The sequence below is a fragment of the Bacillus sp. FSL H8-0492 genome (assembly GCF_038006145.1).
In the GTDB taxonomy this organism is placed as follows: Bacteria; Bacillota; Bacilli; order Bacillales; family Bacillaceae_G; genus Bacillus_A; species Bacillus_A mycoides.
The window spans coordinates 653,000-665,031 of sequence record NZ_JBBOUP010000001.1; the positions used below are offsets into that span (position 1 = coordinate 653,000).

A 12,032-nucleotide genomic window follows, 5' to 3' on the forward strand; every position below is an offset into this window, starting at 1 on the left:
ATACACTTATAATTTTATATATATTCTGAATATTCTTTATAAAGAAGGAGGGGGAAAGTTGGAAGCTATCGTAAGTTGGATAAATAATATTGTTTGGAGTCCAGCACTTGTCTATTTATGTTTAGGAGTAGGTCTATATTTTTCCATTCGAACAAGGTTTTTACAAGTAAGACATGTAGGAGAAATGGTGAAACTTACATTTCAAGGGGAAAAATCGGATGCGGGTGTTTCTTCATTCCAAGCTTTAGCACTTTCATTATCAGGGCGCGTTGGAACAGGAAATATTGCAGGTGTTGCAACGGCTGTTGCCTTTGGTGGTCCAGGGGCTGTATTTTGGATGTGGGCGGTAGCCTTTCTAGGAGCTGGTTCTGCATATGTAGAATCGACGCTTGCACAAATATATAAGACGAAGCATCAAGGGCAATTCCGCGGTGGTCCTGCTTATTACATTGAAAAAGGACTAGGTGTTAAATGGTATGCTTTAGTATTCGTTGCAGCGACAATTCTTGCGACGGGGATGCTGTTACCGGGTGTTCAGGCGAATAGTATTGCTGTAAGTCTAGAAACAGCTTTTGGTATTAATACTTCTGTATCAGGAGCGGTATTAGTAGCGGCATTAGCACTTATTATATTTGGTGGAGTTAAGCGAATTGTTAACGTAGCGCAAGTTGTAGTACCGTTTATGGCACTTGGCTATATTTTAGTAGCTTGTGTAATTGTAGCTATGAATATTGAAAAATTACCAGACGCTTTCATGTTAATTTTAAAAAGTGCATTTGCATTAGAAGCAGCTTTTGGCGGGATTATCGGTTTAGCAATTTCTTGGGGTGTAAAACGTGGTATTTATTCAAACGAAGCAGGGCAAGGAACTGGGGCCCATGCAGCAGCAGCTGCTGAAGTATCGCATCCAGCTAAACAAGGGTTAGTACAAGCATTTTCCGTTTACATTGATACATTATTTGTTTGTTCAGCAACAGCATTTATGATGATTATTACAGGCATGTATAACGTATTTGATGCAAGCGGAAAAAACTTTATCGTCAATAAATTAAATGGTGCACAGCCAGGTCCTGGTTATACACAGGCAGCAGTAGAATCTGTTTTCCCTGGATTTGGAAACGGTTTCGTAGCAATCTCTTTACTATTCTTCGCATTTACAACAATTATGGCTTATTACTACATTGCAGAAACGAATATAGCTTACTTAAATCGTGATAAAGACCGTCCTTGGATGTCTATCGTACTAAAGTTTGTATTCTTAGGAGTTGTATTCTACGGTTGTGTAAAAACAGCAGAAACAGCATGGGCTTTAGGAGATATTGGTGTAGGAATTATGGCATGGGTTAACATTATTGCGATTCTATTATTACAAAAACCGGCATTGATCGCATTAAAGGATTATGAAAAGCAGAAAAAAGAAGGAAAAGATCCAGTATTCGATCCGCAGAAATTAGGAATTAAAAATGCAGATTTCTGGGAGCATGAATACGGAAAAGATAAAAAAGAAGAAGTATCTTAATAGAATAGGAATAAGAGAGCAAAGGGAAATCCCTTTGCTCTTTTTTATGGGCAAAATGAAGAGGAAAGTTATTTTTTTGCTTATTTTTGAATATAAAAAGAATGTACATGCTTTGTTTAGGGGAAGGAGGGGTTATGTTGATTGAATTTCGTAAAGTTAATAAATATTACGGTAACTTTCAAGTTTTGAAAAATATTAATCTTCAAGTAAAGAAAGGTGAAGTAGTAGTTGTTGTTGGACCATCAGGGTCAGGAAAAAGTACGTTACTTCGGTGTATAAATCAATTGGAGGCAATTACCGATGGAGAATTAATTGTACAAAATACGGAAGTACACAATGCGAAAACAAATATGAATGAATTGCGCCGAAATATTGGGATGGTCTTTCAACACTTTTATTTATACCCGCATAAAACAGTTCTTCAAAATATTACACTAGCACCAATTAAAGTAAATAAAGTTTCAAAAGAAGAAGCAGAGAAAACAGCGATGTTTTATTTAGAGAAAGTAGGAATCCCGGAGAAGGCAGGTGTATATCCTCATCAATTATCCGGAGGTCAACAGCAAAGGGTAGCTATTGCTAGGGGACTTGCGATGCAGCCGGAAATTATGCTATTCGATGAGCCTACGTCTGCTCTTGATCCGGAGATGATTGGGGAAGTACTTGATGTTATGAAAACACTAGCTAAAGAAGGAATGACAATGGTCGTTGTCACGCATGAAATGGGATTTGCGCGAGAAGTAGCAGATCGGATTTTATTTATGGATGATGGCAAAATCATTGAGGATACAACACCGGCGCAATTTTTTGCAAGTCCTGAACAAGAAAGAGCGCGTCTATTTTTAAGAAGAGTGTTAAATCATTAAAGGAGGAATTTTATGCTTAAAATGAAAAAGTTGTTTACCTTAATCGTATTTTCATGTTTATTCGTACTTGTCATTGCCGGGTGCGGAAGTAAAAAAGATGAGGCGAAAGAAACGAATACGAAGCAAGGCGGGGCTGTTGAGCAAATTAAGAAGCGCGGGAAGTTAGTAGTTGGGGTGAAGAATGATACGAACTTATTTGGATTAAAAAATCCTTCCACTGGGCAGGTAGAAGGATTTGATGTTGATATCGCAAAGGCGCTTGCGAAAAAAATCCTTGGAGATGAAAAGAAACTAGAATTAAAAGAAGTAACGTCTAAAACACGTATTCCACTACTGAAAAATGGTGATATTGATGCAATTATCGCAACAATGACAATTACGGAAGAACGTAAAAAAGAAGTGGATTTTTCAGATGTATATTTTAAAGCGGGGCAATCGTTACTTGTGAAAAAAGGAAGCGATATTAAAAGTATTGATGATGTGAAAAAGGGTGTGAAAGTGTTAGCGGTAAAAGGCTCAACGTCTACAAATAACATTCGTCAAAAGTCACCAGAAGCGACTGTATTAGAATTTGAAAATTATAGTGAGGCATTTACAGCGTTAAAAGCTGGTAAAGGCGATGTTTTAACGACAGATAATGCGATTCTTTACGGAATGGCAAAACAAGATGCTAATTATGAAGTTGTAGGGAAAATTTTTACGGATGAACCGTACGGAATTGCAGTACAAAAAGGTGCAGATGATTTAACGAAAGAGATTAATAACTTACTAAAAGATATGAAGACGAGTGGAGAGTACGACAAATTATATGAAAAATGGATCGGTCAAAAACAAGAGAAGTAAAGTGAAACTTTATGTCTCTTGATAAATAGTAAGGGTGAGAGGATGAGAGTACTCATCCTCTTCTTGTAAAGAAAGAGGGGAGAATATGTGCCTGATTTTTCTATATTAACTAATAACATTGATATGTATTTAGAAGGCTTTAAATATACAGTGATGTCTAGTGTAATTGCATTAATAGGAAGCTTTATTTTAGGAGTAATTTTGGCTGTAATGCGCATTTCACCTATTCGTATTTTAAATTGGATAGGGTCAGCTTTTGTGGAGTTTGTAAGAAATATTCCACTCGTATTAATTGCATTTATATTTTATTTCGCTTTACCTGTAATAGGAATCACTTTAAATGGTTTTGTAGCAGGGACAGTTACGCTTACTGTGTATACTGCATCATTTATTGCGGAAGTCATTCGTGCTGGTATTTTATCCGTTGCAAAAGGGCAAATGGAAGCAGCACGGTCTTCAGGATTAACGTATGTACAGGGAATGTATTATGTTGTCTTACCTCAAGCGATGAAAATCGTAATCCCTCCCCTAGGAAATCAATTTCTCAATTTAGTAAAAAACTCTTCTATACTCGGAATTATCGCGGGTACTGATTTAATGTATCAAGGAGATTTAATTTCAACAAAGACGTTAGTTACGTTCGATGTGTATATATTTGTCGGGATGTTTTATTTAATATTAACACTTCCGCTCAGTATGCTAGTGCGTTATTTAGAAAAACGCTTAGCAAAGGAGGCGGTGTAAATGGATTTTAAGGGAGCAATTACAGGAGATCATATTCTGTTTTTATTAAAAGGATTACTCATAACGTTAGAGGTAGCGCTCGTAGCAATTGTACTTAGCTTTATTATTGGTAGTGTAATAGGAATATTACGCTACATGAAAATACCTGTTGTCTCACAAATATTAGGAATTATCGTTGAAGTGATTCGAAATTTACCACTACTTTTAATTATATTTTTCACATATTTTGCACTTCCAGAAGCAGGCTTGAAATTAGAGATTATAACAGCTACAATTGTTGCTTTAACAATATTTGAAGCAGCAATGATATCTGAAATTGTTCGAAGTGGTCTATTATCGATTGAAAAAGGACAGATTGAGGCCGCAAGATCTTCAGGATTAACGTATGTGCAAGCGCTTTGGCATATCATTTTACCACAAGCATTAAGAAGAATGGTCCCGCCGCTTGTCAGTCAGTTTATTTCATTGCTGAAAGATACATCATTAGCAGTTGTTATATCACTGCCAGAGCTTATGCATAATGCTCAAATTATTAGCGGGCAGAATGTAAATTATATGATTCCGACATTTATACTAGTAGCCTGTATGTATTTTGTTGTAAACTACGGTTTATCAATTTTATCTAGAAGATTAGAAATACGTTAACTCTTACAAAAAAATGTAAGAGTTTTTTCCTTATAAATACTTTTTTTCCTCAAATTAGTATTGTGAGCTCTTAATATTTGAATTTTTATATTGTTTTATCAGAAAAGTTTTAATTTTATATAGAAATTGTAATCGCTTTCGTGTATATTTTTATTATCAGAAAATTTTAAAAAGAGATAGGGGTACTTGTAGGGGGAGGATTAAGATGCAGCAAACAACGAATGAGCAATTACATCGTACGATGAAGAGTAGACATTTATTTATGATCGCACTAGGTGGTGTAATCGGAACTGGTTTTTTTCTAGGTTCAGGTTACACCATTAATCAGGCTGGACCAGGGGGAGCCATCCTTTCATATTTAGTGGGCGGATTTATTATGTATTTAACAATGCTTTGTCTTGGAGAGCTAACGGTAGCAATGCCAGTTTCAGGATCTTTCCAAAAGTATGCGACGAAGTTTATTGGACCAGGAACTGGATTTATGATCGGTTGGCTATACTGGATTGGATGGGCAGTAACAGTAGGATTAGAATTAACATCGATCGGTTTAATGATGAAAAGATGGTTTCCGAATGTTGATGTTTGGGTATGGTGTCTCGTATTCGGAGTTATTTTATATGCTTCAAATGCAATATCAGCGAAGAGTTATGCTGAATTAGAGTTTTGGTTCTCTAGTATTAAAGTAGTTACAATTATTGCATTCATTCTACTTGGTGGTAGCGCATTACTAGGATTCTTACCATACGATGGAAAAGAAGCAGCGCCTCTTTTCTCTAACTTTGTAAGTGATGGTGGGCTATTCCCGAATGGACTAGCCGCAGTGCTTCTTACGATGATTACAGTTAACTTTTCCTTCCAAGGAACAGAGTTAATCGGGATTGCAGCAGGAGAGAGTCAGAATCCTGAAAAAACAATTCCACGTGCGATTCGTAATACAGTATGGCGCATTATGTTATTCTTCATTTTAACAATGACAATTTTAGTAGGGTTAATTTCTTGGAAAGAAGCAGGGATAATTGAAAGCCCATTCGTAGTTGTATTTGATAAAATCGGTATTCCATATGCAGCTGATATTATGAACTTCGTTATTATTACAGCTCTTCTATCTGTAGCGAACTCAGGGTTATATGCAGCAACGCGTATACTATGGTCACTTGCAAATGAAGGAATGGCACCAACTTCTTTCAAGAAAGTAAATAAACGTGGTATTCCGATTACAGCGTTAGTCGTAACAATTGCAGTAGCGGGCCTTTCTTTATTAACAAGCTTCCTTGCAGAAGATACAGTATATATGTACTTATTATCTATAGCTGGTTTATCGGCTGTTTCAAGTTGGATCATTATTGCTTTATCACAACTTCGCTTTAGAAGTCAGTATTTAAAAGGCGGAGGAAAATTAGAGGACTTAAAGTATAGAACACCACTATACCCGCTTGTTCCAATTTTAGCTTTAATTACAAATAGCATCGTTGTTATTAGTTTAGCGTTTATTCCAGAACAACGAATGGCGTTATATTGTGGTATTCCATTTATCATTTTCTGCTACATATATTATTATATAAATAAGAAACGGCAGAAACCGATGAAAGTGGAGATGGAGACACCAAATGAAACTAACAATCAAACACGATGATATACAGGCGGATTTATCGTATGGTCAATTAGCGATTGGGAAAGAAAACGGATATTCACCGTTACAATTACTCGTTTCTTCTATCGCGGGATGTAGTGCAATTGTTTTTCGAACGATTTTAGAAAAGAAACGTATTACATACGATACGTTTACAATTGAAACCGAAATTGGGAGAAGTGAAGCTTTATCAAAACCAGTTGAAAGTGTTCATTTGCACTATAAAATTAAAGCGCAAAACATTACAGAAGAACAATTAGACAAGGCACTGCAACTTGCGGTGAAAAATTGCACAATTGTTCAATCTGTAAAGGATAGTATAAAAGTTACAGAAACAATTGAATTAGTAAAGTGAAACATAAAAACGTGAGAATAGGGCGCTCACGTTTTTATGTTTTTGGCAGAGGGGGAAGTATGATGGAATGTTTAGGTTGTAAATTAGCAAATGAAGAAGAAATTATATATAAAGTGTATGAAGATGATTATGTAACTTGTTTTTTAGATCATGCGCCTTTCTATACAGGGCATACTTTAATCGTTCCAAAGCAGCATGTTGTAGAAGTGGACGAATTAGATGATTGTATAGCAAAAGCGATTATGGATGCTTCTAAGCTTATTTCAAAGGCTATTAAGTTATTATATAAACCAGACGGAATTACAATTTGCCCCGCATTAACGGGGCAGTAAGATCCCCTACCTCAAAATTCAGTGAAAACAAAGAAGTTAGTTGGGAATCCAACTGCCCGTAAAAGCCCGATTGGTTCAACTAATAATCAGTGGGGGATGAACAAAACCCCCACTGATTAAAGTTTCACTTTATCAAAATGGTGGAATCTTTAACGAGTTAACTCATTATCACATGCATGTTGTGCCGAGATATAAAGAGCGTTCGTTTGCTGAGTTTTATACGGTGCAGCCAGGAGAACAGCAGAATCATAACCTTGAAGAGACAAAGAATTTATTAAAAGAAGCAATAGAGAAAATAATACATAGCGAAAAGGCGTAAGAGGGGTTTTCTTAAGGGGACAGTCAGGAAAATTCTAATATTAAAAAGCCCAATTTCTCAGTTAAAATAGAGAAATTGGGCTTTTCTTTATTCTATTCTTTAATTTTATTTATTAAAGAATTCTGCAGTGTCACAAAGTATATCGCTCATTCGTTATATAGAATGAGAGGAGGAATTATATGAAAGTTACAAACAAAGATTACGAAAAGATGGAAGAGCTATACGAGTTGTATGAGCAAAAAATTTATTATGTAGCTTATTCTATTTTAAATAATATTCAGCAAGCTGAAGATGCGGTTCAAGAGACGTTTATTACACTTTATAAGAATTTGGAAAAGCTCCATAGTTTGAACACTCAAGAGCTTAAACGGTATACTTTGAGGATTGCGAAAAACAAAGCGATTGATAGCTACCGGAAAAATAAACGACATGAAACATTTTTAGAAGAATATCAACGAGAATCAACAGAGGTAGTAGATGAAAATATTGAAGAGTGGGAAAAACGTATAATGTCTGAGGTTCAGATTGATACATTGCTAAAAGAGCTAAATGAATCTAACAGACAAGTGTTTAAGTACAAAGTCTTCTATAACTTAACGTATCAAGAAATTTCAAGTGTAATGGGGATAACCGAGGCTAATGTCCGCAAGCAATTTGAGCGCGCTCGAAAACGAGTACAAAGTATTATAGGAGGTATACCAAATGACGAATTCAAAGAACTCCAAAGAAATGTATGACCTTGCTGAAAAAATTGCTTTAGATGATTTTGATAAACTGGATGAACAACATGAATTTTCACATACATATACGCGCAAAAAGAAATTGTTTATGGAGGAAATGAAGCTGAAAGATGGACAACCGCAGAAAAAGCGTAAAAAACATCGTATGTTAATCGCTGCTGCTTGCTTATTGATTGGTATGCCGACAACCGTTTTTGGTGCAGTAAAAGTCTATAATATGATTGTTCAAAAACAAAATTACGAAGTAAATGTTTCAGTAACAAATAAGGACTCGAAAAAGATTGATAAGTGGTATAAGTTGAAAGTCGATAAATTACCAGAAAATATGGAAGCAATCGATGACTCTGCTATGAAATATTCATTTAAAGATAACGACGCAAATGGAGGCTTTTCATTTAGTCTTTGGAGAGTAGGGGAAAATGCGGACTTTCAAACTTTATATTCAAAAAGCTACGAAGAAAAAGAGATAGGTGGCAAGAAAGCAGTAATTGTTCATAAAGAAACTGGAAACAACAATGTAATGTTTGATAGGAAGGTCTTTCTCTTTTTTGAGAAAGAAGGGATTATGTTAGAAAGTTTTATTGGATCAGATATAAATGAAGAACAAATGATGGATGTCTTAGGGAATATTTCACTTGAGCCCACGTCAAAAGAAAAGGCATCACATATATCAAATTATGATAAAAAGTATTTTAGCCAAGCAGATGAACCTAAAAAACCTAAAGTGATTCCTTTGAAAAAAGATAGCAAACGACTATTTCATATAGGTCAAAAGGTTCCAGTAACGATATCTATGGATAACAGCCAAATTGAATATGTGATAGAAAAAGTTGAAGTTTTTGATTCGATTAAAGATTTTAAACAAGAGAACTTTAATGAACTTGGCCTAGGGATATTAAGCAAGAAGAAGGCTTTAGATCAGACGGGAAAACTGCTATCGTACAGACGGGATGTATATAAATTAGGGAATGGTAAAGATTCAATTGATACATTAGTAGATTCGCAATTAGTTAATGTTAAATTTGTCTACTTGACAACAACAGTGAGAAATATTGGTAAACAGGCGACAGAAGAAATCTATATGCATCCATCCATAAAGCAGCTTAAATTTGAAGGGAATGCATGGAAATACGCTAAAGAAGAGGGAATGGAAGCAACGCGTATTATGACGGGTGAAGTTGATTATTTAGAACCTCACGGAGATGGAAAAAGCTTCTATAATATTGGCAGTATCCGACCAGGACAAACGGTAAAAGTTAACTTAGGTTATTTTGTAGATGAAGATAAACTAGATTCAATCTTTTTGGATGCTTTCCATTACAGAGGGAATGGAAGTACTGAAAATATGAATGCGTCATATCGTTGGTGGATTGATATTCGTCAACAGTCAAAACAATAGGAACAAATAAACAAAAAGCTGCTTATATTTAGCAGCTTTTTTCGTCTTCATACATATGTAAAACTTCTTTCGCACGTATACGTAAACCATCTATTAATTCTTTCGGCTCTAAAACTCGTGCATCTTTTCCAAGTCTATAAAATAAAGGGGTAATAAAGTTAATTTCACCGCTATCAATTGTTGAATGTATATATCCTGTCCCGTCTTCGTTTATTACCACGAATTCTTCGAGATAAGGAATGCTTTTACATTGGCGCACGCCTTCTGCTGTTAATGAGACATGTAACTGGGTAGGAATGTTTATTACGTCAGAGTTAGAGGAAAACCATTCTTCTAAATTTATGAATGTATCTTCATTTTCTTCCGTATTAAGGTATCTAATTTGCCTTAGTTGTATGCCTTCAGGCATATGTTGCTCTACTTTTAACTCTTGAATCGCTATAGGATAGGTAGGGTTCTTGTCTACTGTTATCACACGAAATTGAGAAATGTAGTGAAAAACCAAGGTTTTCTTGAAAAAGCGCTTGGTGGCTTGTTTATGTCTAGATGTACTTAGATAAAAATCAATGGTATTATCTTCTGAATCCACTGCAGTATATAAATACATACATTGCGCTATTACTTTAATAAAGGTTTCACTATCAGTACGTCCAAGTTTAAGAGATTACGTGCAATCATCATGAAGTTTTTGCACAAGAACCTCTTATACATACCTCTTATAACAAATATAAATTAAATATCATTTCTTATTTTCACTTTTTTTGATAATACTATTGGCTGTAAAATGAATAAATAATCCAATACAAATAGCAAATAATATTTTAAATGTAGTTTGATCAAAAAAGTTTGTTAAATATAAAATAATTGCTGTGACTAAAGAAATTATTGCAAATATCATTTGTTTGTTCAAAATAAAAACTCCTTTTATTCATACAATGTTAATGAATTATTGCGCAATTCATATGTATAAGTATTTAATTTTTTTCTAAGTTCATTTATATGTGTAGTAAATATTATACTTTTTTTCTCTTGAATAAATTCTTTTAAAAGTGTGATTACATATTCTTGTGAATTAGAATCTAGAGCAGTAAATGGTTCATCTAAAATTATTAAATCTATTTCTCTTGAATACATACAAATAAAAAAAAGTTTATATTTCATTCCCAATGAATAAGTATTAATCGTTTGATTTAATGAATCAAATATTTTAAGATCCTTGCAAAGTTTTTTTACTTTTGCATAGTATCTATCTTTTTCATTAATATCCCATAACGAAGCAATATAATGAATGTTTTCTTCCCCTGTCATTAACTCAAATAATGGTGGGCTGCTTGGTATATAAGCAAAATGATTTTTAAATTGTTTATTTGTAATGTTTTTTTTATCTTTTTGAATTGATATACTCTCGGACATTGTTAAATAGTTTAGTAATGTGGTTTTCCCAACTCCATTTTCTCCTATTAAACAATACGCATTCTTATCCTGTATAATCAGTTCAGTCTCGTTAATAATAATTTTATTTTCAAATTGAATTTTAGGTATTTTAAATTTATAAAGCTCCATATTATCCTCACTTTAATAAAGAAATTAAGTTAAGACTAAATAAACCAAGGTATAAAATTGTAACGAATATTGTTGTGAATTTTTTCGATAGCTTGACATAATAAATAAATCCGTAATAAACAATTCTTAACGAAATAAAAGAAAAAATAAGCGACGTACATACGATAATTAAAGTGTTTACAGTATCACCTTTAAATAATGTGAGTATAGCTATAAAAAGAATTGATTGTAAAAATAGCATTATACTTATTGATGATAATGTTACAAAATACATCTTCTTAATTGATAAATCTGTTTTATGCACAAATAAAGTAATTAACGACCAAAAAGTACTGATGATAAAAGAAGTAATAAATATAAATGGACAAATAATAATAAAAATAATAATAAACGTACTCAACCATTTGTTAAATCCGTACCAATTACTAATTATACAAAGAGAAGATGTTAAAAAAGAATTAAAGATTAGCATCCAAAAAATATTAACTAACAGAATTTTTTTTTTAGTTGGTTCATTAAAAAAATTGATAGGTTTTATAATTAATTCTAACATGCCGTACCCTCCAAATTAATAAAAATAACTAAAATTACCTTCAACTAAACCTGCAAAAATTAATAATAGTACAATACTCATTAGAAGAATACAGGTTTCTATATAAAAGGATTTTAGTTTAATAGTTTTAGTTTTCAGTAAAAAATATGCAGGTAATAACGTTATAGAAGCACTAAGTAAAATTGCACTTAATTCAGGAATAAGATGTGGTAATAGCCCGGTAAACAGGGGACCTACACCAGATTTTTGATATACAGCTATTATAGTTTCTCCAACAATAATTCCATTTATAAATATAATTATTGTTGATAGAGTTCCAAAAGTTAATAATCCTGAAGTTAATATTAATATTATTACCATGAAATTGTTTTTCATTATTTTTAAAGCATCTAAATTGATAGGATTAAATTCATTTATAAGATTATTTTTACCTGCTATTATTCCATAGAGAAATCCCAATATAAATATGCAAAATTGTATTAAAAGCAATTTTATCCATGGAATTTTAAATTTAACTTTCACAT

11 protein-coding genes and 4 pseudogenes are annotated in these 12,032 nt (G+C 33.4%); 11 read left to right on the forward strand and 4 right to left on the reverse strand.

What is annotated here, in order from left to right; all coding sequences use genetic code 11:
- Positions 1–58: 58 nt before the first annotated feature.
- From MHH66_RS03290 to MHH66_RS03340, 11 genes and pseudogenes are all read left to right on the forward strand, one after another.
- A complete protein-coding gene (locus MHH66_RS03290; RefSeq protein WP_002010512.1) occupies positions 59–1,519 on the forward strand; it encodes an alanine/glycine:cation symporter family protein in 1,461 nt (486 codons plus the stop codon).
- Positions 1,464–2,385, forward strand: a pseudogene (locus tag MHH66_RS03295) (amino acid ABC transporter ATP-binding protein). Before MHH66_RS03290 ends, MHH66_RS03295 begins: the two are co-directional and overlap by 56 nt.
- A 12-nt stretch (positions 2,386–2,397) precedes the next feature.
- Positions 2,398–3,228, forward strand: a complete 831-nt coding sequence (gene glnH, locus MHH66_RS03300) for a glutamine ABC transporter substrate-binding protein GlnH (protein ID WP_078185235.1) — start codon at positions 2,398–2,400, stop codon at positions 3,226–3,228.
- A gap of 87 nt (positions 3,229–3,315) precedes the next feature.
- The gene (locus MHH66_RS03305) at positions 3,316–3,972 is read left to right on the forward strand and encodes an amino acid ABC transporter permease (RefSeq protein ID WP_033706391.1); all 657 of its coding nucleotides are present in this window, start codon (positions 3,316–3,318) and stop codon (positions 3,970–3,972) included.
- Positions 3,973–4,617 (forward strand): amino acid ABC transporter permease, encoded by a 645-nt coding sequence (locus MHH66_RS03310; RefSeq protein WP_078185236.1) that lies wholly within the window; start codon positions 3,973–3,975, stop codon positions 4,615–4,617.
- Between the two features lie 205 nt (positions 4,618–4,822).
- Positions 4,823–6,250 carry an amino acid permease gene (locus MHH66_RS03315; RefSeq protein WP_001188004.1) on the forward strand — a complete coding sequence of 476 codons (1,428 nt, stop codon included), beginning with the start codon at positions 4,823–4,825 and terminating at the stop codon, positions 6,248–6,250.
- Entirely contained in the window at positions 6,225–6,602 is a 378-nt protein-coding gene (locus MHH66_RS03320; protein WP_000778855.1) for an OsmC family protein, read from the forward strand. Before MHH66_RS03315 ends, MHH66_RS03320 begins: the two co-directional genes overlap by 26 nt.
- 62 nt (positions 6,603–6,664) lie before the next feature.
- Positions 6,665–6,913: pseudogene (locus tag MHH66_RS03325) on the forward strand (HIT family protein); the annotation flags it as partial.
- A gap of 154 nt (positions 6,914–7,067) precedes the next feature.
- Positions 7,068–7,253, forward strand: a pseudogene (locus MHH66_RS03330) (HIT family protein); the annotation flags it as partial.
- A gap of 179 nt (positions 7,254–7,432) precedes the next feature.
- Positions 7,433–7,990, forward strand: a complete 558-nt coding sequence (locus MHH66_RS03335) for an RNA polymerase sigma factor (RefSeq protein ID WP_078185237.1) — start codon at positions 7,433–7,435, stop codon at positions 7,988–7,990.
- Entirely contained in the window at positions 7,956–9,392 is a 1,437-nt protein-coding gene (locus MHH66_RS03340; RefSeq protein WP_078185238.1) for a DUF4367 domain-containing protein, read from the forward strand. Before MHH66_RS03335 ends, MHH66_RS03340 begins: the two co-directional genes overlap by 35 nt.
- Before the next feature lie 28 nt (positions 9,393–9,420).
- Here MHH66_RS03340 and MHH66_RS03345 read toward each other — a convergent pair.
- The 4 genes and pseudogenes from MHH66_RS03345 to MHH66_RS03360 form a co-directional block, all read right to left on the reverse strand.
- A pseudogene (locus MHH66_RS03345) lies at positions 9,421–10,029 on the reverse strand (DDE-type integrase/transposase/recombinase); the annotation flags it as partial.
- A 102-nt stretch (positions 10,030–10,131) separates the two neighbouring features.
- The gene (locus MHH66_RS03350) at positions 10,132–10,302 is read right to left on the reverse strand and encodes a hypothetical protein (RefSeq protein ID WP_002083768.1); all 171 of its coding nucleotides are present in this window, start codon (positions 10,300–10,302) and stop codon (positions 10,132–10,134) included.
- 14 nt (positions 10,303–10,316) lie between these two features.
- A complete protein-coding gene (locus MHH66_RS03355) occupies positions 10,317–10,955 on the reverse strand; it encodes an ATP-binding cassette domain-containing protein (RefSeq protein ID WP_078185239.1) in 639 nt (212 codons plus the stop codon).
- Positions 10,956–11,523: 568 nt separating this feature from the next.
- Entirely contained in the window at positions 11,524–12,030 is a 507-nt protein-coding gene (locus MHH66_RS03360) for a stage II sporulation protein M (protein WP_078185241.1), read from the reverse strand.
- Between the last annotated feature and the right edge of the window lie 2 nt (positions 12,031–12,032).

Excerpts from the sequence above, each read along its gene's own strand:
- MHH66_RS03320 (WP_000778855.1), top strand. The coding sequence starts at position 6,225 with ATGAAACTAACAATCAAACACGATGATATACAGGCGGATTTATCGTAT.
- MHH66_RS03310 (WP_078185236.1), top strand. The coding sequence starts at position 3,973 with ATGGATTTTAAGGGAGCAATTACAGGAGATCATATTCTGTTTTTATTA.
- MHH66_RS03315 (WP_001188004.1), top strand. The coding sequence starts at position 4,823 with ATGCAGCAAACAACGAATGAGCAATTACATCGTACGATGAAGAGTAGA.
- MHH66_RS03355 (WP_078185239.1), bottom strand. The coding sequence starts at position 10,955 with ATGGAGCTTTATAAATTTAAAATACCTAAAATTCAATTTGAAAATAAA.
- glnH (WP_078185235.1), top strand. The coding sequence starts at position 2,398 with ATGCTTAAAATGAAAAAGTTGTTTACCTTAATCGTATTTTCATGTTTA.
- MHH66_RS03335 (WP_078185237.1), top strand. The coding sequence starts at position 7,433 with ATGAAAGTTACAAACAAAGATTACGAAAAGATGGAAGAGCTATACGAG.
- MHH66_RS03340 (WP_078185238.1), top strand. The coding sequence starts at position 7,956 with ATGACGAATTCAAAGAACTCCAAAGAAATGTATGACCTTGCTGAAAAA.